An 18,183-nucleotide genomic window follows, 5' to 3' on the forward strand; every position below is an offset into this window, starting at 1 on the left:
CGCACGTCCTGTGCGCCGCCCCTTTGGGGTTTTATCCGCCGTGACTGCCGGACCTTAAGGGGCCCCGAAAGCCGACACGGACAGATCCGGCGTGCACGCCTTTGACTTGTCTCTTCAGGGTCCCCATGAGGCACGGCGAGTGGGGCGGGTAAAACCCGAAGGGCGCCGGCATGGATGACGGCGTTTCCGTATGGCACATGGATGTGCCTTACGGAAATTCCCGGCCCGCTCGCGGACCCGGAGCGAAGCGCAGGGCGTGCCGCCTGGGGTGTGTTTCTTTGATTCTTTCTTTGCACAAGCAAAGAAAGAAGGCCTCCGCGGCGAGCGGCACCATGCTTGAGGCTAGTGAACGCATCCAATGAACGCATCCAGCGAGCGAACGTCGTACGCTCAGAATCTATGAGCGCATCGCGCTCATGGTGCTTGTTGATCAACCACCCAATCGCAGCAACTGGTTCGACGACTGCGCCATCTCGTCGCCCGTGCGGATCACCTTCACCTGCATCTCGAACTGGCGCTGCAACTGGATCATCTGCACCAGCGCACCGGCCGCGTCCACATTGCTGCCTTCCAGCACGCCCATCGTCAGACTGTTGCCGGTGGCGACCGGCAGCGCCGGTGCCTGCGGATCGGACGGACGCATCAGGCCATCACCACCGCGCGCCAACTGCGACTGCGCGGCTTCCACGATGCGCATGCGGCCGACGATCGCCATCGTCTGCGGGCCTTCGCCCTGCGGGATGATCGAGACCGTGCCGTCGGCGCCGATGTCGATCGACTGCGCCGGCGGCACCGCGATCGGGTTGCCGTTGTCGTCCAGCACCGCGCGGCCGCCGGCGGTGACCAGCTGGCCGTTCGGGGTGACGCTCAGCTCGCCGTTGCGCGTGTACGCCGTACCGCCGTCGGCGGCCTGCACGGCCATCCAGCGGTTCGGCTGGAGCGAGATGTCCAGCGAACGGCCAGTGACCATCTGCGAACCGGTGCGGCCGTCGAAGCCGGGATCGATCAACACCGCGTCCACGCGCGACGGGAATCCCTGGCCCTGGATCTTGTACGCCTCGGTGCCGGCCAACGCGGCCTTGAACCCCTTGGTGTCCACGTTGGCCAGGTTGTGCGACACGGTGCCCTGCGCCTGCAGCGAGGCGCGTGCACCGGTCATTGCGACATAGAGGGCCTTGTCCATGCGTCAGTCTCCGTCGGCGTGCGCCGCGTCAGCGGATGTTGATCACCGCCTGGGTGATCTGGTCCTGTGTCGAAAGCGCCTGCGAATTCGCCTGGAAGTTGCGCTGCGCCACGATCATGTTGACCAGCTGCTCGGTCAGGTCGACCGTCGAGGATTCGAGCGCGCCCGAGGCCACCTGGCCAAAGTCCGACGTACCCGGCGCACCGATGCGGGGATCGCCCGAAGCGTAGCTGTGCGTCCAGGTGTTGTTGCCCTGCGACACCAGGCCCTGCGGGTTGGAGAAGTTCGCCAGCGCGACCTGGCCGAGCGCGCGGTCTTCGCCGTTCGAATAGCGGGCGTAGACCACGCCGGTCTCCGACACGCTGAACTCGTTGAGCTTGCCGGTGGCGTAGCCGTCCTGGTTCTGGATGCGCTTGGAGAACTGCTCGCCGTACTGGGTGGTGCCGCTGATGTCGAGCGTCATGTTCAGCACGCCCGCGCCGGTGCTCGGCGTGAACGGCGCCAGTGCGACCTGGCCGTTGGCCGGCGCGGTCAGCGCGCCGTTGTTGTCGAACTGCACCGTGGTCGCCGCGCCCATCGAGGTGCCGTCCACGTAGACGTGCATGTTCCACTCGTTCGGGTTCGGCGTCTTCACGTAGTAGACGGTCTGCTGGTGCGCCACGCCCAGCGAGTCGTACACGGTGACCGAGGTGGTCTCGTTGTAGCTGGCGCTGTCCGCGGGCGAGAACGGCGTGATCGTCGGTTGCGCGGCGTTGCCGGGCAGGGTGACGCCCAACTCGACGTTGGTGGTCGGCGACGGCGGGCTGTCGGTGGTCAGCAGGCGCAGATCGGTCATGTTGCCGGTGTCGAAGCCCACGCCGTCGGCGCGCGGCGGGAACACCTGCAGGCGGTAGCCTTCCGGCGTGGTGACGTAGCCGTTGGGGTCGCGCTGGAAGTTGCCCGCGCGGGTGTAGACGTTGGTGCCGTTGTTGCTGACCGTGAAGAAGCCTTCGCGGTCGATCGCCATGTCCAGGTAACGACCGGTCTGGTTGATGTCGCCCTGCGAGAACTGCTGGGCCACGTTGGTCAGGCGCACGCCGGCGCCGATGCTGTTGCGGGTCAGGCCATAGCCGGTGGTGGAGAACACCTCGGCGAATTCCGCGCGCGACTCCTTGAAGCCGGTCGTGTTGACGTTGGCGATGTTGTGCGAAGTGACGTTGAGGTCGGCATTGGCCGCCCTCATGCCGGACAGCGAGCTGTTGAATGCCATGGAAGACTCCTTGCGGGGTACGGTGGGAGCGTGGGTGTCAGGTCGCCGACTTGCCGATGCGCAGCACGTAGTCGAGCGGGGCGGTGCCCAGGCCGGGCAGGTTGAGGTACAGCCCATCGGAGCCGATGGTCACGCTGTCGACGGTGGCGTCGACGTAGGTGTTGAGTGCGGTAGCGGTGCCGTCGGTGGCCGTGTGGGTAGCCTTGATCGAGTACTTGCCTTCGGGTGCGCGCTCGCCGTTGGCCTTCACGCCGTCCCAGGAGAACGCGGTCTCGCCCTTGCCGCTGGCGTCGACTTCAACCGTGTCCACCACCACGCCGCTGGCGTCGGTGATTTCGAAGGTCACCTTGCCGGCGCTCGGCGACATCACCAGGCCGCTGGCATTGCCGGTGGCGGGCAGCGCGACCGAGTCGGATGGCACCACGACGGAGTGGCCGACCAGCGACGCGCCCTTGAGCACCTGGTCGCCGGTCAGCGCGGCGGTGAAGCCGTTGACGGTGCCGTTGAGATCACTGATGCCCTGCACGGTGGAGAACTGCGCCAGCTGGGCGACGAACTCGCTGTTGGACAGCGGCTTCAATGGATCCTGGTTGGCCAACTGCTGGGTCATCAGCCGCATGAAGTCGGCCTGGCCCAGTGTGTCGGCCTTCTTCGCCGTGGTCGCCGTGCCGGTGGTGCCGGTGTTGATCGCGGCGAAGGGATCGCCGTTGACGGTGGTCATGTGCGTGTTCGCTCAGTCGTCGGGGCGTCAGCGGCCCATGGTCAGGGTGGCCAAGGCGAGTTCCTTGGCGGTGTTCAGCACTTCCACGCCGGCCTGGTAGCCGCGCGAGGCGGAGATCAGGTTGACCATCTGCGCCACCGGATCCACGTCCGGTGCATACACATAGCCATCGGCATCGGCCATCGGGTGGCCGGGCTCGTAGCGCTTGATCGGCGGCGCTTCGCTCTGGGTGATTTCCTTCACCTGCACCGAGGTCAGTGAGCCGTCCGCGTTGAGCGGGCGGGCCTGGAAGATCGGTTCGAGCGGCTTGTAGACCGCCTCGGGCGAAGATGCGATGGAGTCCGCGTTGGAGAGATTGCTGGCGATCGTGTTCAAGCGGACCGACTGCGCCTGCAGCGCGGAGCCGGCGACGTCGAAGATGGGCAGGTTGCTCATGGCGCGTCCCCTTACTGGCCGGTGATGGCGGTGAGCATCGTGCGCACCTTGGATTCGATGAAGCTCAGCGAGGCGCGGTATTCCAGCGCGGCACGGCCGTAGGCGGCGCGCTCGGTGTCGGCATCGACGGTGTTGCCGTCCAGGCTGGGCTGCACGCCGGCGCGCTCGAACACGCGTGGGCCGGCATCGAGCAGGGTGAGGTGCTGCTCGTGGGTGGTCTGCAGGGGCGAGGCCTTGGCGGCGGCTTGTTCCAGGGCGGCCTGGAAGTTGAGGTCCTTGGCCTTGAAGTTGGGCGTGTCCGCGTTGGACAGGTTGCTCGCGATCAGCTGCATGCGCTGCTCACGCAGCGGCAGCGCCGCGGCATGGACGCCCAGGTAATTGGAGATGGGATTGGACATGGCACCGCTCCGGCAGACCGTTGCCGGGGATGCTGCAAGGCGTGTGCCAGAACACGGTCGACGCCTCACCTGGCGTCTTGATGGCCCCCTTGGTAAGGGGGCGATTCGCGCCAGCGGCGCGAATGGGGGATCGGCAGCGTGCGGCGGGGCCCGGGATTCGTGTAGCGGATCCTGGGGGTCTTATCGCATCGCGATAAGACTATGCCGCCGCCATTTGCGCCGCGGCGACCTGGTTGAGGCGGAACAGCACGTGCTCGGCCAGCTCGTGCGGGCTGTACTTCGCCACGAAGGCGTTGGCACCCACGCGTTCGACCATGGCGTTGTTGAACACGCCCGACAGCGAGGTGTGCAGCAACACGTACAGGCCGGACAGGCCCGCGTGGCGCCGGATTTCCGTCGTCAGCGTGTACCCGTCCATGGCCGGCATCTCGATGTCGGAGATGACCATCGCATACCGCTCGGCCGGGTTCTCGCCGGCGGCATGCACCTGCAAGAGGTGGTCCAACGCCTGGCGGCCGTCGGAGAGCAGGGTGGCGGTGACACCCAGCTGCTCCAGTACGCTGCGGATCTGCGAGCGCGCCACGCGGGAATCGTCGACCACCAGCACCTGCATCGGCGGGGCATCCGGCGACAGCGCCATCTCGGGGGCGAGGGTGGCGTCCATGCGCGACTGGCAGATGTCGGCCAGCACGCTTTCCACGTCGATCACCTGGATCAGTTCGCCCTGGAAGCGCGTCACGGCGGTCAGGAAGCTGTTTTCCGCGCCCAACTCCGGCGGGGGATGGATGTCTTCCACCGCGATGTTGACGATGCGCTCCACGCCGCTGACCAGGAAGCCCTGGATGGAGCGGTTGAACTCGGTGACGACCAGGTAGTTCGGGGCGTTCTCGGGGCTGGGGTCGCGCTCGGGGTGGCGGATGCTCAGGCCGAGGTCCAGCACCGGCACGGAGCGGCCACGGACATCGGCGACGCCGACGAATTCCGCAGGCAGGCCGGGCAGCTGGAACAGGTCGGGCCGGCGCAGGACTTCCTGCACCTTGAAGACATTGACGCCAAAAAGCTGACGCCCGCCCAGGCGAAACAGCAGCAGGGCGAGGCGGTTGTGGCCGGCCAGGCGGGTGCGCTGGTCGATGCGGTTGAGCAGGTCCTGGGTCATGTCCAGCATATCGGCCGGGGGGTGGGGGTCTTGAGCGCAGGTGCCATCCGTGCGGCCTGGCATGGTGCCGCTCGCCGCGGGGGCCTTCTTGACCAGCCATTCGGCTGTTGAAGAGCGTTTCTTTGCTTGTGCAAAGAAAGAAGCAAAGAAACACACCCCAGGCGGCACGCCCTGCGCTTCGCTCCGGGTCCGCGAGCGGTCCGGGAATTTTCGTAAGGCACATCCTTGTGCCATACGAAAACGCCGCCCATCCGGGGCGGCGCCCTTCGGGTTTTACCCGGCCCACTCGCCGTGCCTCATGGGGGCCCTGAAGAGCCACGTCAAAGGCGTGCACTCCCTATCTGTCCGTGTCGGCTTTCGGGGCCCCTTAAGGTCCGGCAGTCACGGCGGGTAAAACCCGCAGGGCGGCGCACAGGACGTGCGCCGTTTTCGGCCGGGGCAGGATGCCCCGTCCGAAAATTCCCGCCGGGACTGCGCACCCGCCGCTCAGCGGCGGGCGGACCGCCGGGGTGTGTTTCTTTTGCTTACTTTTCTTTGCACAAGCAAAGAAAAGTAAGGCCTCCGCGGCCAGCGGCACCAAGCGTCCGTGCCACAAGGCGCATCGCTGCAAGCCCCGCGCAGCCTCCATGTTCTGGCACACCGCTTGCACGTGTTCCGCCGATGAACCGACGGAGCCCGCCCATGCTGCTGCGCCTCACCACCGCCCTGATCGGCGGACTGACCGCGTGCGCCGTCATGGCGGCGGATTTCCAGCCGGTCGACAGCATCAAGGCCGCAGCGCTCGGGGCGATGCCCGCCGGTGCCGAGGCCGAGGCCACGCTGGATCCCGCACTCCGCCTGCCGCGTTGCAGCGGGTCGCTGGTCGCGCGCGTGCAGGGCAGCAACAGCGTGGAGGTCAGCTGTCCCGACGGCTGGCGCCTGTTCGTACCCGTGCGCGTGCGTCGCAGCCAGACCGTACTGGTGTTGAGCCGTGGCATCGCGCCGGGCGAAACGATCACCGCCGACGCCTTTATTCCCGAAACCCGCGATGCCTCGCGCATCGTCGGCGCGGCCGTGGCCGATCCTGCCCAGGCCGTGGGCCGCGTTGCGCGCCGCACGTTGTCGGCCGGTGCCGTGCTGTCGGCGTCCGACCTGGTGGCGCTGCGCCTGATCCGCCGGGGCGACAACGTCGCGCTGGTATCCCGCCGTGGTGGGGTGGAAGTGCGCGTGGTCGGCAAGGCGCTGGGCGATGCCGGCGAGAACGAACGGGTGACCGTGGAAAACCTCTCATCCCGCCGCGTCGTGCAGGGCGTGGTGGGGCCGGGTGGCGACGTCTGGGTCAGCCGATGAAAAAAAGTTCGAATCGCCCCTCAAGTTGTCCGATAGGGGGCCGATACCGACGCTGGGTGGAAGAACCGGCGACAATCCGGCCTTCTACGGAACTGTGGAATCCGTCACTAAAGTTGGCGCTGCCACGGCCGATAACCTCGATGAACCCTGTTACAGGTGAACCAACATGAGCCAGAAAATCGAAGGCACTCCCCCCGCCGCCGTACGCAGCACCGGTCCCGTGGGCGGCCGTGTCGCCCCGGCGGGTGCCGACCGTTCGCAGGCGGTGGAAGCCAGCAGCGGCAGCGACAGCCTGCGCCTGACCGGTGAGGCCGCTAGCCTCCAGGCCGTGCAGCGCGAACTGTCGACCGCCCCGGCGATCGACCAGGCCCGCGTGCAGGCCGTGCGTGAAGCGCTGCAGTCCGGTACCTACCAGATCAATGCCGAGGCCATCGCCGACGGCATGCTTGGCCTGGAAGACCAACTGGGCGGTTGAACCGGATGAGCACTGCGCCCCTCCAGCGACTGTCCGCGGCCCTGGAAGAGGAGCGCCGCGCCATCGTCGAGCACGACGTGGAAGCGCTCGTGCGCTCCACGCAGGAGAAGCTCGATGCACTGCGCGCGCTGGAAGCCGCCGCCGCAGGCTTCGGCTTTCCCGCCGAACTGCAGGCGCGCTTGTCCGAGCTGGCCGAACTGAACCATGCCAACGGCATCCTGCTGGCGCGTCGCCGCCGCGAAGTGAACTGGGCCTTGCGCCACCTGGGCCGCAGCGAAAGCACCGGCGCCTACGACGCGCAGGGCCAGACCACGGCGGTCTCCGCGGTCCGTCCGCTGGCTGTCGCCTGAGCACCGTACCTCCGGTATCGCGAACTGCGACGCCGCAACTTGCCGGCTCCCCGGCACCGCACGATACTGGCCGCCCATCGCCGCCGCCGATCGCGACCGTGGCCACCGCACCAACTCCGCAACCTTCCGATGACACCTTCCCGCATGAGCGGGCGCCGCGCTTTGCCGACCTGATGGCCTTGGGCGAACTGATGGACGACGGCTATCTGTTGTGCCGTGGCGATGGCCGTCCGATGCATGCGAATGCGTCGGCACGCGCGCTGGTGCCGGAGCAGGGCGATGCGCTTGAGGCACTGGTAGCGCTGTTGCCGCCGGAGGCCATTCGTGTCGCCCGCGAAGAGGGGCGCTGGAACGGCGACCTGACCCTGGCCGACGGCCTGGTCCTACAGGTGCGCGCGTACTGCCACGATACCGGCGACGGGGGATACTCGCTGATCGTCTTCCACGACGTCAGCGAAGCGCATGCGCGCCAACAGGAACTGCAGCGCCGCCATGCGCAGCTCCGGCAGACCCTGGTGCGCCTGGCGGGCGCGCAGGAACAATTGGTGCAGTCCGAGAAGATGGCGTCCATCGGTCAGCTCGCCGCCGGCGTGGCGCACGAGATCAACAATCCGATCGGCTACGTGCATTCCAATCTCGGCTCGCTGCAGGAATACCTGCACAGCCTGTTCTCGCTGATCGAAGTGTACGAGCGCGCCCTGCGCCTGCCGGACCCGAAGGTGATGCTGCCCGAGATCCAGGAGATGCGGGACCGCTACGACATCGATTTCATCACTGGCGATCTGCCGCAGCTGATGTCCGAGTCGCGTGAGGGCATCGAGCGCGTCACCGCGATCGTGCGCAACCTCAAGGACTTCTCCTATTCCGGCCGCGACGACAGCTGGAAGTCGACCGACCTGCACGCGGGCCTGGATTCCACGATCAACATCATCTGGAACGAGCTGAAGTACAAGGTCACGCTGGAGAAGCACTACGCCAAGCTGCCGCTGGTGCAGTGCCGTCCCTCGGAGTTGAACCAGGTGTTCATGAACATCCTGCTCAATGCCAGCCACGCCATCGACGAGCGCGGCACCATCACCGTCAGCACCGGCGTGGAAGGGGACGAGGTGTGGATCGATGTGCAGGACAGTGGCCACGGCATCCCGGACGAGATCCTGCAGAAGATCTTCGACCCGTTCTTCACCACCAAGCCGGTCGGCAGCGGCACCGGCCTGGGCCTGTCGATTTCCTACGGCATCGTGAAGAAGCACAACGGCCGCATCGAGGCGCGCAACATCCCCGGTGCCGGCGCCTGCTTCCGCATCACCCTGCCGATCCGCCAGCCGACCGCCGACGCGGCGTGACGCCGTAGTCTAGAGGGTGGCGAAAAACGCGAGCTTCTTTGCCCGGGGCAACCGTTTGAGGTGCGCTTCCGCACGCGACGCCGCGCTGCGGTCGGGATATGCGCGGCTGGCCAGCAGCTGCACCGGTGGATTTGCCCGCGTGTACTTGGCGCCCGTGCCGGCCACGTGCGCGGCGTAGCGCGCATCGAGGCGATTGGTGATGCCCGCGTAATACGCGCCGTTGCGGCACTCCAGCAGGTACAGGCACCAGGCTGCCGCCTCAGGCATGGGCGCGGTGGTGCGGCTGGTTTTCGTGGGTGGTGAAGGCCTGGCGGATGTGTTCGCGCAGGTCGTCGTCGTTCCACGGTTTGGTCAGGAAGCGGTAGATCTCGCCGCGGTTGATCGCCTCGGTGACCGTGGCCAGGTCGGTGTAGCCCGACAGCACCAGGCGGACGGTATCCGGGTAGAGCATGCGCACGCGGCCGAGGAACTCAGTGCCGCTCATGTCGGACATGCGCTGGTCGGACAGGATCACCTGCACGTCGTTGGTCGCAAGCAGTTCGAAGGCATCGGTGACGTTGCTGGCGGCCAGGATGCGGTAGCCGTCGCGGCGGAACAGGCGCACCAGCGAGCGCAGGATGTTCTCTTCGTCGTCGAGCAGCAGCAGCGTGCGGTCGGGCTTGGTCGCCGCGAAGGCGTCGGCGCGCAGATAGCGTCGACGCAATACCGCGCCAGCGTCCTCGGCCGTCATCGGTTCACCGAACAGATGGCCCTGGAACATGTCGCACTGGTTGCGGCGCAGGAAGCCCAGCTGCATGTCGGTTTCCACGCCGTGCGCGATGACCTTCATGCCAAGCTGGTGGCCCATCGCGATGATGGCGCAGGTGATGGCGACCTCGCGGTTGCCCGACGGCACGCCCTTCACGAAGTTGCGGTCGATCTTGATCTTGTCCACCGAGAAGCGGACCAGCGAATCCAGGTTGGAATCACCCATGCCGAAATCGTCCAGGGTCAGGCGCACGCCTTCGCGATGTAGCTGAGCCAGGGTCCGGTGGACCAGGTTCATGTCCTTGGCCAGCGCGTTCTGACGGACTTCCAGCACGACCATCTGCGCGGGGATGCCAGCTTCCTGCAACGCTTCCAGCACTTCGGAGACGAAGCTGGGGCGCAGCAACTGCAGGGTGGAGACGTTGACCGCGATTTCGAAGTCATCGAAGCCCCAGTCGCGCCAGACGCGTGCCTGCTTGAACGCGTTGCGCAGCACCCAGTCGCCGATCTGCACGATCACGCCGAGCTTCTCGGCCACGTGCATGAAACGCTCGGGCACCAGCAGGCCGAGCGCCGGCGAATACCAGCGCAGCAGCGTTTCCATGCCGACCACACGGCCGTCGTGCGCGTTGATCTGCGGCTGGTAGAACAGGCGCAGCTCGTTGTGCTGGATCGCGTTGACGATCTGCCGCGCGATGATGCTGTCGCTGCGCGCGGTGATCGCGGCGCCGCGACGGTACAGACGCACCAGGTTCATGCCTTCGTGCTTGGCCTGTTCCATGGCGCTCTCGGCGCACTGGAGCAGGCTGGAGGCGTTGTCGGCGTGTTCCGGGCACAGCGCGATGCCCAGCGTGCCGGTCAGGAACAGCGTGTACGGCAGTACCGTCATCGGCAGTTCGATCTGCTCGCGCAGGAAGTCGCCGAAGCCCTCCGGCGCCAGCACGCCCGGCAATCGCGGCACGGCCACGATGAACTCGTCGCTGCCATGGCGCCAGGCCCGCGCATCGGGGCCGAGTGCGCGCTGCAGGCGGTCGCTGAGGATGGCGAGCGCTTCGTCGCCGACCTCGACACCCATGTTCTCGTTGATCGAGCGGAAGTGGTCGATGTCCAGGTACAGCAGCATCAGCGGCGTGCCGCCCGCGTTTGCCGCATCGATCATCCGCTGCAGGTCGGGTTCGCCGGCGCCGAGGCGCGGCAGGCGGGGCAGGTGGGCGTGCTCGGTGTTCACGCGGGATCGATGGGCGTCGCGGACGTGGGGCCATAGGGTAGGCGAAGTCGCCAGCGCGTGCCGCCTTCGCCGTCGAGGCGACCGCCGCCGGCGGCGGCCAGTGCCTGCCACAACGCGATGTCGGACGGTTCGCCCGCCGCGTCCTGCAAGGTCAGCGCGAAGCTGTCGCCTTCATCGTCCAGAGCGACGTGCATGGCGCCACTCGGATGCATCAGCGCCTGGCCGATCCGGAAAGCGATGAGTGCGATCCCGGCATCGGGCGCCTGCGGCAACGGATCGAGCCGGAACGCCACGATACCGGGCTCGAACCGCCGCTCGATCTCCGCGCGCAGCGCCGCGTCCAGGCCGATGGCGTCCAGCTGCGGCGGATGCAGCGTGGCGTGCAGGTCGCGGAGGATCGCCACCGTCTCGTCGCTGGCGCGGATGATCTCGTGCAGGTCCTCGGCACGCGTCGCGGCATCGTCCTCCGATTGCACCAGATGCGCGCCCATCTTGATCGCCGACAGCGCCTGGCCCACCTGGTTGTGGAGGGCGCGGCCGACGCGCGCACGTTCGGCTTCCTGCAGGCGGAACAACTGGAGCAGCAGCGCGGACGGCGGTGGCGTGGGCATCAGCGGACACGACGGGAAAGTCGCCGCAGTATGCCAGCCGTGCCGCGCGGGCATGCGAAACCCCGGTCCCGGAACGAGGACGGGGCGACCGCATCGCGATCGCCCCGTGGAGGTTCCAGCCGGATCGTGGCGCTGCGGTCAGAACAGCTCGACCGTGCCCGCGCCCATGTTCTGCTGCGCCACCGGCTTGTGCGGCGGACGCTCCCACTCCGTGCGCTGGTCGCGCAGGCGGTTGCCGATCAGGCGCAGCGCGCTGAGCAGCTCGTTGTCGGTCGCACCGCCGGAGCGATGCAGCAGCTCCTGCAGGGCCAGCGCTTCCTTGTTGATCGCGGTCAGGCGATCCAGGTGGGTCACCGCACTGCCCAGCGACTGGGTGGCGATGTCTTCGAACTGCAGCGAGCGGACCGCGTCGGCGACGCTGGCGTCGATGGCGTGGCCGCACATCGAGACTTCGCGCATGCCGTCGCCTAGCGAGGCGTTGATCGCGGCCACCTGGTTCAGCATGCCGGCGGCTTCGGAACGCGCCTCGCGGGAGCGGTCCAGGTCGCGGGAGGCCATGTTGGATACGGTGTCGCGCACCTTGGCGATGGATTCCTTCGAGCTGTGGGCCAGCTTGCGGATCTGCTCGTTGAAGGCGGTCGAGCGCTCGGACAGGTTGCGCACTTCGTCGGCGACCACCGCGAAACCGCGGCCTGCTTCACCGGCACGGGCGGCTTCGATGGCGGCGTTCAGCGCCAGCAGGTTGGTCTGGTCGGCGATCGACTTGACGTCTTCCAGCAACGAGAAGATGCCGTCCAGGTGCTGGGCCATGTCGTCGATGTGGTGCACCGTCGTGCCACTCTGGCCAGCGACCTGCTCCAGGGCTTCGACCAACTGTTCCATGCGCTGGCTGGCGTTCTGGGCGAAGCGCGCGACATCCACACCGGCGCGGTCGCCGTCGCCGTTGCGATCGATGATGCGGGAGATCGCCGTGCTCTGTTCCCGCGATTTGCGGTTCATGGCGTCGAAGCTGCCGCCCAGGCTGTTGACGGCCTCGCGGATCAGCTCGCGGGCGCGGTCGATCTCGTGGCGCGAGCCCTCGATCTCGTTGTTCACGAAGCGGCGCAGTTCGGTGAGCAGGGCGTCCTGCTCGCGGATGACGGTGGCGTGCTCCGGCGACACGACGTGGCTGTTCACCGCCGTCAGCCAGGCGAAGATCAGCCAGGCCAGCGTCAGCGACGTCAGTAGCGCCCATTGCAGGGCATTGGGCCAGTCGAAGCCGACCGACAATGGGAACAGCAGGGTCAGGATGAGGGGTGCCGCCAGACGAACCAGGATGCGCGAGTACATGGATGCTCTCTGATGAAGCTCACTGTGGAGTATCGGCCGTGGCCAACCGCTCTTTAGGCGAAAAAACCCCGGATTTCCTGGGTTCCGTGAAACTGTGATGACCGTGTGGACCGGGTCCGGCGGGCCCTGTCAGGCGATCTGCGCGGCCAGGTCGAGCAGGCGCTGGGCGATGCGTTCCAGCGGCACGGCTTCTTTCGCGGCACCGAGCCGCATGGCGGCGCCCGGCATGCCCCAGACCACGCTGCTGGCTTCGTCCTGGACCAGGGTCGGTGCACCGGCCTGGCTCATTTCGAGCAGGCCGCGCGCGCCGTCGTCGCCCATGCCGGTGAGGATGGCGCCGACCGCATTCCCTGCTGCGCTCTGCGCGACCGAGCGGAACAGCACGTCGACGGCGGGTTTATGGCGGTTCACCGCCGGACCGTCATCAATGCGGCAGCGCCAGCGGGCACCGTCGCGGATGACGCGCATGTGCTGACCGCCCGGCGGCAGGTAGGCGTGACCGGGCAGGATGGCCTCGCCATCGCTGGCTTCGCGTACGGCCATCGCCGAGTGCCGGTCAAGGCGTTCGGCAAAGGCGCGGCTGAATCCGGCGGGGATGTGTTGGGTCAGCACGATGGCGGGCGCGTCGGCCGGCATCTGCTCCAGCACCACGCGTAGCGCTTCGGTGCCGCCTGCGGAGGCGCCGATCGCGATCAGCCGGTCGGTGGTGCGGAAGCGCAGCGCCGGCGGCGCCGGCAGCGTCGCGTCCAGATCCACGCGCGGTGCGCTGGTACGGGCGAGCGGACGCACGCGGGCCTTCGACGCGGCCTTGACCTTGGCGATGATCTCCTCGCCGTACGCCTGCAAGCCGCTGGCGACATCGAGCTTGGGCTTGGAGACGAAATCCACCGCACCCAGGGCCAATGCCTGCAGCGTGGTGTCGGCGCCGCGCTCGGTCAACGAGGAAATCATTACCACCGGCATCGGACGCAGGCGCATGACGTTCTCGAGGAACGCCAGGCCGTCCATGCGCGGCATTTCAACGTCCAGCGTCATCACGTCGGGGTTGAGCCGCTTGATCTTGTCGCGGGCGAGCAGCGGATCGGCGGCGGAGCCGACGACCTCGATGCCGGGGTCGCGCGACAGGATTTCGGTCAGGATCTGGCGCACGACCGCCGAGTCATCGACGATCAGGACACGGCAGGGAGAGGTACTACTCATCAGAACAGCTCCACGCCTCCGGTGACGGGGGCCCTGGACAGGCGGGCACGGGCAGCCGACTCGGCGGCCAGCACCTCGGCATCGTGGGCGTGCGGCAACCGCTGCACGACCGCGCGCCCGGAATTGGGGAAGTACCAGACCTTGCGCGGATGGATCCCGCGCAGGTCTTCGGCGATGACGGGAATCCGTTCGGCATCGAGGTAGCGGCGGACGAACTCCGCGTTGCGCGTGCCTACGGGATTGCTGGTGAAGCCCTTCAGCACGTTGGCGCCGCCGAAGACCTTGGCTTCCAGCCGGTTGCGCGCGGCGCCGCGCTTGAGCAGGTCGTTGATCAGCAGTTCCATCGCATAGCTGCCGTAGCGCGCCGGCGCGCCGTCGCCGACGTTGCCGTCCGGCAGCAGGAAGTGGTTCATGCCGCCCAGCTTCAGCAGCGGGTCGCGGATGCAGGCGGCGACGCACGAGCCCAGCACGGTGACCAGGGCGGTGTCGTTGTCGATCACCAGATACTGGGTCGGCAACAGCTTGGCGGCTTCGGTCTTGAAGCGGGCATCGTGATAGCGCATCACGCTGCCTTCGGCGATCGCGGCGGCGGCGGCGCTCATGCGGCCTTTGTCGCGCGTCGGTACAGCGTGCGTCCGCAGGGCTGGATGATGTCCGCCGCGTGCAGGTAGTTCTCCGAGTGGCCCGTATACAGCATGCCGTCGTCGGCCAGATGCGGTACGAGCCGCGTCAGGATCGCGCGCTGGGTCGGCTTGTCGAAGTAGATCATCACGTTGCGGCAGAACACGGCGGTGAACGGGCCGGCGACCTCGTAACGCGACGACAACAGGTTCAATGGCTTGAACTCGATCAGCTGGCGCAGTGCCGGATGCACGCGGCAGAACCCTTCGTTGGGCCCGGTACCACGCTGGAAATAGCGCTTTTTCAGGCCCGCATCGAGGCTGGCGATGCGTTCGACGGGGTAGACACCGCGTTCGCCGGTCGCCAACACCTGGGTGTCGACATCGGTGGCGAGGATGCGGATCGGCGGGGTCAGGGTGCCGTACGCCTCGCACGCCGTGATCGCCATCGAGTACGGCTCTTCGCCGGTCGACGACGCGCATGACCACAGCTTGAGCGGACCGTCATGGACGCGGCGCTGGAGTTCTTCGTGCAGCCGTTCGAAATGATGCGGTTCGCGGTAGAACGAGGTGAGGTTGGTGGTCAGTGCGTTGGTGAACGCCTGCCACTCGTCGCCGCCATCACGTTCGAGCTGGTCCAGGTAATCCTTGAAGCTGCGCAGGCCCAGCGCACGCAGGCGTCGGGACAGGCGGCCGTAGACCATGTCGCGCTTGCCGTCGGCGAGGGCGATGCCGGCGCGCTGGCGAATCAGCTCGACGACGCGGCGGAAATCACGATCGTCGAACTCGAAGTCGCGCGCGGCGGTCGGCGCATCGCCTTCACGAAGGGGCGGGGTCGTCGTCCGTCGGGTCGTGGCAGCCGGGGGAGAGGGGCGGGTACTGACGGACATCGGGTTCTCGGGGCGGTAGGGCTAGGGCCGGTCCATGGCCGGTTCCCTGTCGCGAGGACAGAGAACCGGTACTGCTGGCCTGATGCGATGCAAGCGGTGTGCCTCAGAATTCCTGCCAGTCGTCGCCATCAGCCAGGGCGGGCTCCAGCGCCGCCTGGACGGGGCGGACGGCAGGCTTGACCGCGGCGACGGCCGGCTTGCTGGCGGCGGCGGGCTTGCCCGTGGACGGTGCCGTGGCGTGGTGCAGCTTGAAGACCGACACGGATTCGGACAGCACCAGCGCCTGCTCTTCCATCGAACGGGCGGCGGCGGAGGCTTCTTCCACCAGCGCAGCGTTCTGCTGGGTGGTTTCGTCCATCTGGGTGATGGTCTGGTTGACCTGTTCGATGCCGGCGCTCTGCTCCTGCGACGCGGCGGAGATCTCGGCCATGATGTCGGTCACGCGCTGCACGCTGGCGACGATCTCGCTCATCGTGGTACCGGCTTGGTTCACGAGCTTGGAACCATCGGAGACCTTGTCGACGGAGGTCTCGATCAGGCCCTTGATCTCCTTGGCGGCGTTCGCAGAACGCTGGGCCAGCGTGCGCACTTCCGAGGCGACCACGGCGAAGCCGCGACCTTGCTCACCGGCACGCGCCGCTTCCACCGCGGCGTTCAGCGCCAGGATGTTGGTCTGGAAGGCGATGCCGTCGATGACGGAGATGATGTCGGCGATCTTCTTCGACGAATGCTCGATGTCGCGCATCGTGGTGACGACCTTGCCGACGACTTCGCCACCCTGCGAGGCGACACCGGCGGCGCCGATGGCCAGCTGGTTGGCCTGGCGGGCCGATTCCGCGTTCTGGCGCACCGTGGAGGTCAGTTCCTCCATGGAAGCCGCGGTTTCTTCCAGATTGGCGGCCTGCTGCTCGGTACGGCGCGACAGGTCCGAGTTGCCCGACGCGATCTCGCCAGCGGCGGTATTGATCGAGGTAGAGGCATCCTGGATGCGGCCGACGATGTCGGTCAGCTGTGCGACCGTCGCGTTGGCGTCGTCGCGCATGGTGGCGAACACGCCGTGGAAGTCGCCTTCCATGCGGGCGGTGAGGTCGCCGCGGGCGATGGCTTGCAGCAGTTCGGAGACTTCGCCCAGGTTCTCGTCGGTCGTCTCCATCAGCTGGTTCAGGCCGTCGATCATTTCGCGGAAGTCGTACTGGTACTTGTCCACGTCGCCGCGCTGGGTGAAGTCGCCGGAGGCGGCGGACATGGCCAGGCGCTTGATCTCGGCATTGATCGCCGACAGGTTGGCCTTGGTGGCGTCCATCGTCTCGGTGAGGTTGGCCTTCTCGCCGGGCAGCTTCGGCATGTCCTGGCTCAGGTCGCCAACCGAGTAGCGCTGCATGATCTTCAGCGCGTCGCCGATGGCCTGCAGGTGCGAGGCCACCAAGGCGTTGGTGTCGCGCACCATGCGGCCGTACTCGCCCGGGAACTGGCTGTCGTCCATGCGGTAGCTGATCTGGCCTTCGTCGTGACGGGTGGCCATTTCGCTCTGCGCGGAGATGACCGACTGCACCTGCGTCTGCATGCGCTGCATCGCGGTGAGCAGCTGGCCCACTTCGTCCTGGCGACTGGTATCGATCTTGCCGTCGAGCTTGCCGGCGGACACATCGTTGGCCACACGCACGGCCTCGCCGACGGCGTTGGCGATCGCGCGGGCGAAGAACCAGGCCAGGGCCAGGCCGCCCACGATGCCCGCCAGCAGCATCACGATCATCAGCGTGCTGGAGGCAGTGAAGGTGCTGTCGGCGTCGGCGCTGGCGGTCTTGGCCTGCTGGTCGACGACATTGATGAGCGTGCTCAGCGCGGCCGTCGATTTGCGGTGCTGATCGCGGGTAGCGCCGATGAAGGTGTCGACCGCGTCGTCGGGCAGGCCCAGGTCAAGCATCTCCTGCACGTCGGCATAGGATTGCTGCGCGGCCTTCCATTCCTTGGTGAACGTATCGAACGCTTTCTTCTCTTCGGCGCTGACGATCAGCTTGGAGTAGTCCTTGATGGACTGCTCGATCTTCTTCTCGGTGGTTGCCGCAAGCGCCTTGGCTTCTGCCTTGACCGCATCGCTGGCGCGCACATGCTGCCGGTAGGAGTTGGTGCGGTACTCGCCCAGCATGCTCTGCAGGTCGCCCGCCGCCTTGACGCTGGGCAGGACGTTGCCGGTGACTTCTGTGGTGACGTGGTTCAACGAGTTCAGGCCGATGAAGGCCGTCACGCCCTGGACCAGCATCAGCGCCAGGACGACGCCGAAGGCCAGCATCATCTTCGTCGTCAGTTTGAAGTTCTTGATCCGCTGCATGGGATTCTTTTTCCTTTACCGGGGCGCATGCCGCGCCGCCATCAGATGCGACCAAGTCAGGGCGGGGCAGTACGCCCCGCCCGCGAAGCGGATCAGCGGATCGTGGCCAGCTTCAGGTTGGACGGCGAGTTGACGACGATTTCCGCGCGCGAGGCGTCGCGCTCGATCGTGCCGATCACGCAGACGTCCTTGCCTTCCAGTTCTTCCGGGGCAGGCTTGAACTTGGCCCGGGCGTCGCCCGGGATGCGCGCGGTGAAGGTGTGGCGCGGGAAGCTGCCGCCCATGTACAGGAACGTCGGGGTACCCTCGGTGTTCTCGGCGAAACGCGCCTTGCCGACCTTGCCGCACACCGTGCCACTCTTGCCGGTGAAGCGGGTGGCCATGTCCGCCGGGATCGCGTTGTCGACCTGTGACTGACTGTTCGCCGGGGAGGCCGGCATCAGCAGGGCGGCGCCGACAACGACGATGGAGAGGGTCAGGGCGGAAGCGATTTTCATGGTGGTGTCTCCGGAGGGACAGAAGGGAGGTAAGGGCTCAATGCCTGAGATCGGCGGAAATGCCGCGAACTTGAGAGCGCTGTGCGCCAGGTG

Annotated in this window: 19 protein-coding genes; 4 read left to right on the forward strand and 15 right to left on the reverse strand. The window is 67.0% G+C overall.

Features of this window, described 5'->3' with window-relative positions:
- Positions 1-430: 430 nt before the first annotated feature.
- From BM365_RS00485 to BM365_RS00510, 6 genes are all read right to left on the reverse strand, one after another.
- Entirely contained in the window at positions 431-1,183 is a 753-nt protein-coding gene (locus tag BM365_RS00485; protein WP_093485627.1) for a flagellar basal body rod protein FlgF, read from the reverse strand.
- Positions 1,184-1,211: 28 nt separating this feature from the next.
- Positions 1,212-2,432, reverse strand: a complete 1,221-nt coding sequence (gene flgE, locus BM365_RS00490) for a flagellar hook protein FlgE (protein WP_093485629.1) — start codon at positions 2,430-2,432, stop codon at positions 1,212-1,214.
- Positions 2,433-2,469: 37 nt separating this feature from the next.
- Positions 2,470-3,153 carry a flagellar hook capping FlgD N-terminal domain-containing protein gene (locus BM365_RS00495; protein ID WP_093485631.1) on the reverse strand — a complete coding sequence of 228 codons (684 nt, stop codon included), beginning with the start codon at positions 3,151-3,153 and terminating at the stop codon, positions 2,470-2,472.
- 27 nt (positions 3,154-3,180) lie between these two features.
- Positions 3,181-3,588 carry a flagellar basal body rod protein FlgC gene (gene flgC, locus BM365_RS00500; protein WP_093485633.1) on the reverse strand — a complete coding sequence of 136 codons (408 nt, stop codon included), beginning with the start codon at positions 3,586-3,588 and terminating at the stop codon, positions 3,181-3,183.
- Between the two features lie 11 nt (positions 3,589-3,599).
- Positions 3,600-3,986 carry a flagellar basal body rod protein FlgB gene (gene flgB / locus BM365_RS00505; RefSeq protein WP_056881041.1) on the reverse strand — a complete coding sequence of 129 codons (387 nt, stop codon included), beginning with the start codon at positions 3,984-3,986 and terminating at the stop codon, positions 3,600-3,602.
- A gap of 199 nt (positions 3,987-4,185) precedes the next feature.
- Positions 4,186-5,142 carry a chemotaxis protein gene (locus tag BM365_RS00510; RefSeq protein WP_093489335.1) on the reverse strand — a complete coding sequence of 319 codons (957 nt, stop codon included), beginning with the start codon at positions 5,140-5,142 and terminating at the stop codon, positions 4,186-4,188.
- Between the two features lie 681 nt (positions 5,143-5,823).
- On the opposite strand from BM365_RS00510, the gene flgA reads away from it, so the two are divergent.
- The 4 genes from flgA to BM365_RS00530 all read left to right on the forward strand — a co-directional run bounded on the left by flgA (position 5,824) and on the right by BM365_RS00530 (position 8,639).
- Positions 5,824-6,471, forward strand: coding sequence for a flagellar basal body P-ring formation chaperone FlgA (flgA, locus tag BM365_RS00515; RefSeq protein ID WP_093485635.1), 648 nt, complete (start codon positions 5,824-5,826; stop codon positions 6,469-6,471).
- Between the two features lie 166 nt (positions 6,472-6,637).
- A complete protein-coding gene (gene flgM / locus BM365_RS00520) occupies positions 6,638-6,946 on the forward strand; it encodes a flagellar biosynthesis anti-sigma factor FlgM (protein ID WP_093485637.1) in 309 nt (102 codons plus the stop codon).
- A 5-nt stretch (positions 6,947-6,951) separates the two neighbouring features.
- The gene (locus tag BM365_RS00525; protein ID WP_093485639.1) at positions 6,952-7,296 is read left to right on the forward strand and encodes a flagellar protein FlgN; all 345 of its coding nucleotides are present in this window, start codon (positions 6,952-6,954) and stop codon (positions 7,294-7,296) included.
- A 173-nt stretch (positions 7,297-7,469) separates the two neighbouring features.
- Positions 7,470-8,639, forward strand: coding sequence for an ATP-binding protein (locus BM365_RS00530; RefSeq protein ID WP_093485641.1), 1,170 nt, complete (start codon positions 7,470-7,472; stop codon positions 8,637-8,639).
- A gap of 9 nt (positions 8,640-8,648) precedes the next feature.
- On the opposite strand, the gene BM365_RS00535 is transcribed toward BM365_RS00530, so the two are convergent.
- From BM365_RS00535 to BM365_RS00575, 9 genes are all read right to left on the reverse strand, one after another.
- Positions 8,649-8,906 carry a GIY-YIG nuclease family protein gene (locus tag BM365_RS00535; RefSeq protein WP_093485643.1) on the reverse strand — a complete coding sequence of 86 codons (258 nt, stop codon included), beginning with the start codon at positions 8,904-8,906 and terminating at the stop codon, positions 8,649-8,651.
- The gene (locus BM365_RS00540; RefSeq protein WP_093489337.1) at positions 8,899-10,545 is read right to left on the reverse strand and encodes an EAL domain-containing protein; all 1,647 of its coding nucleotides are present in this window, start codon (positions 10,543-10,545) and stop codon (positions 8,899-8,901) included. Before BM365_RS00540 ends, BM365_RS00535 begins: the two co-directional genes overlap by 8 nt.
- 65 nt (positions 10,546-10,610) lie before the next feature.
- Positions 10,611-11,225, reverse strand: coding sequence for a sensor histidine kinase (locus tag BM365_RS00545; protein WP_158253511.1), 615 nt, complete (start codon positions 11,223-11,225; stop codon positions 10,611-10,613).
- A 138-nt stretch (positions 11,226-11,363) separates the two neighbouring features.
- Positions 11,364-12,554 (reverse strand): methyl-accepting chemotaxis protein, encoded by a 1,191-nt coding sequence (locus BM365_RS00550; protein WP_093303005.1) that lies wholly within the window; start codon positions 12,552-12,554, stop codon positions 11,364-11,366.
- A gap of 129 nt (positions 12,555-12,683) precedes the next feature.
- Positions 12,684-13,754: a protein-glutamate methylesterase/protein-glutamine glutaminase gene (locus BM365_RS00555; protein WP_093485647.1), complete on the reverse strand. Its 1,071-nt coding sequence runs from the start codon at positions 13,752-13,754 to the stop codon at positions 12,684-12,686.
- On the reverse strand, positions 13,754-14,356 hold the full coding sequence (gene cheD, locus BM365_RS00560) for a chemoreceptor glutamine deamidase CheD (RefSeq protein WP_093485649.1): 603 nt from the start codon (positions 14,354-14,356) through the stop codon (positions 13,754-13,756). The genes BM365_RS00555 and cheD overlap by 1 nt, the downstream gene beginning before the upstream one ends.
- Positions 14,353-15,264, reverse strand: coding sequence for a CheR family methyltransferase (locus BM365_RS00565; protein ID WP_093485651.1), 912 nt, complete (start codon positions 15,262-15,264; stop codon positions 14,353-14,355). The genes cheD and BM365_RS00565 overlap by 4 nt, the downstream gene beginning before the upstream one ends.
- 103 nt (positions 15,265-15,367) lie before the next feature.
- A complete protein-coding gene (locus tag BM365_RS00570; protein WP_093485653.1) occupies positions 15,368-17,593 on the reverse strand; it encodes a methyl-accepting chemotaxis protein in 2,226 nt (741 codons plus the stop codon).
- Positions 17,594-17,685: 92 nt separating this feature from the next.
- Positions 17,686-18,090, reverse strand: a complete 405-nt coding sequence (locus tag BM365_RS00575; RefSeq protein ID WP_175502023.1) for a hypothetical protein — start codon at positions 18,088-18,090, stop codon at positions 17,686-17,688.
- Between the last annotated feature and the right edge of the window lie 93 nt (positions 18,091-18,183).

It is taken from the genome of Pseudoxanthomonas sp. YR558, assembly GCF_900116385.1.
Classification (GTDB): domain Bacteria; phylum Pseudomonadota; class Gammaproteobacteria; order Xanthomonadales; family Xanthomonadaceae; genus Pseudoxanthomonas_A.

What these genes read in the sequence shown, in the direction of transcription:
- BM365_RS00485 (WP_093485627.1), bottom strand. Translation starts at nt 1,183, where the DNA reads ATGGACAAGGCCCTCTATGTCGCAATGACCGGTGCACGCGCCTCGCTG.
- flgE (WP_093485629.1), bottom strand. Translation starts at nt 2,432, where the DNA reads ATGGCATTCAACAGCTCGCTGTCCGGCATGAGGGCGGCCAATGCCGAC.
- BM365_RS00495 (WP_093485631.1), bottom strand. Translation starts at nt 3,153, where the DNA reads ATGACCACCGTCAACGGCGATCCCTTCGCCGCGATCAACACCGGCACC.
- flgC (WP_093485633.1), bottom strand. Translation starts at nt 3,588, where the DNA reads ATGAGCAACCTGCCCATCTTCGACGTCGCCGGCTCCGCGCTGCAGGCG.
- flgB (WP_056881041.1), bottom strand. Translation starts at nt 3,986, where the DNA reads ATGTCCAATCCCATCTCCAATTACCTGGGCGTCCATGCCGCGGCGCTG.
- BM365_RS00510 (WP_093489335.1), bottom strand. Translation starts at nt 5,142, where the DNA reads ATGACCCAGGACCTGCTCAACCGCATCGACCAGCGCACCCGCCTGGCC.
- flgA (WP_093485635.1), top strand. Translation starts at nt 5,824, where the DNA reads ATGCTGCTGCGCCTCACCACCGCCCTGATCGGCGGACTGACCGCGTGC.
- flgM (WP_093485637.1), top strand. Translation starts at nt 6,638, where the DNA reads ATGAGCCAGAAAATCGAAGGCACTCCCCCCGCCGCCGTACGCAGCACC.
- BM365_RS00525 (WP_093485639.1), top strand. Translation starts at nt 6,952, where the DNA reads ATGAGCACTGCGCCCCTCCAGCGACTGTCCGCGGCCCTGGAAGAGGAG.
- BM365_RS00530 (WP_093485641.1), top strand. Translation starts at nt 7,470, where the DNA reads ATGGCCTTGGGCGAACTGATGGACGACGGCTATCTGTTGTGCCGTGGC.
- BM365_RS00535 (WP_093485643.1), bottom strand. Translation starts at nt 8,906, where the DNA reads ATGCCTGAGGCGGCAGCCTGGTGCCTGTACCTGCTGGAGTGCCGCAAC.
- BM365_RS00540 (WP_093489337.1), bottom strand. Translation starts at nt 10,545, where the DNA reads ATGATCGATGCGGCAAACGCGGGCGGCACGCCGCTGATGCTGCTGTAC.
- BM365_RS00545 (WP_158253511.1), bottom strand. Translation starts at nt 11,225, where the DNA reads ATGCCCACGCCACCGCCGTCCGCGCTGCTGCTCCAGTTGTTCCGCCTG.
- BM365_RS00550 (WP_093303005.1), bottom strand. Translation starts at nt 12,554, where the DNA reads ATGTACTCGCGCATCCTGGTTCGTCTGGCGGCACCCCTCATCCTGACC.
- BM365_RS00555 (WP_093485647.1), bottom strand. Translation starts at nt 13,754, where the DNA reads ATGAGTAGTACCTCTCCCTGCCGTGTCCTGATCGTCGATGACTCGGCG.
- cheD (WP_093485649.1), bottom strand. Translation starts at nt 14,356, where the DNA reads ATGAGCGCCGCCGCCGCCGCGATCGCCGAAGGCAGCGTGATGCGCTAT.
- BM365_RS00565 (WP_093485651.1), bottom strand. Translation starts at nt 15,264, where the DNA reads ATGTCCGTCAGTACCCGCCCCTCTCCCCCGGCTGCCACGACCCGACGG.
- BM365_RS00570 (WP_093485653.1), bottom strand. Translation starts at nt 17,593, where the DNA reads ATGCAGCGGATCAAGAACTTCAAACTGACGACGAAGATGATGCTGGCC.
- BM365_RS00575 (WP_175502023.1), bottom strand. Translation starts at nt 18,090, where the DNA reads ATGAAAATCGCTTCCGCCCTGACCCTCTCCATCGTCGTTGTCGGCGCC.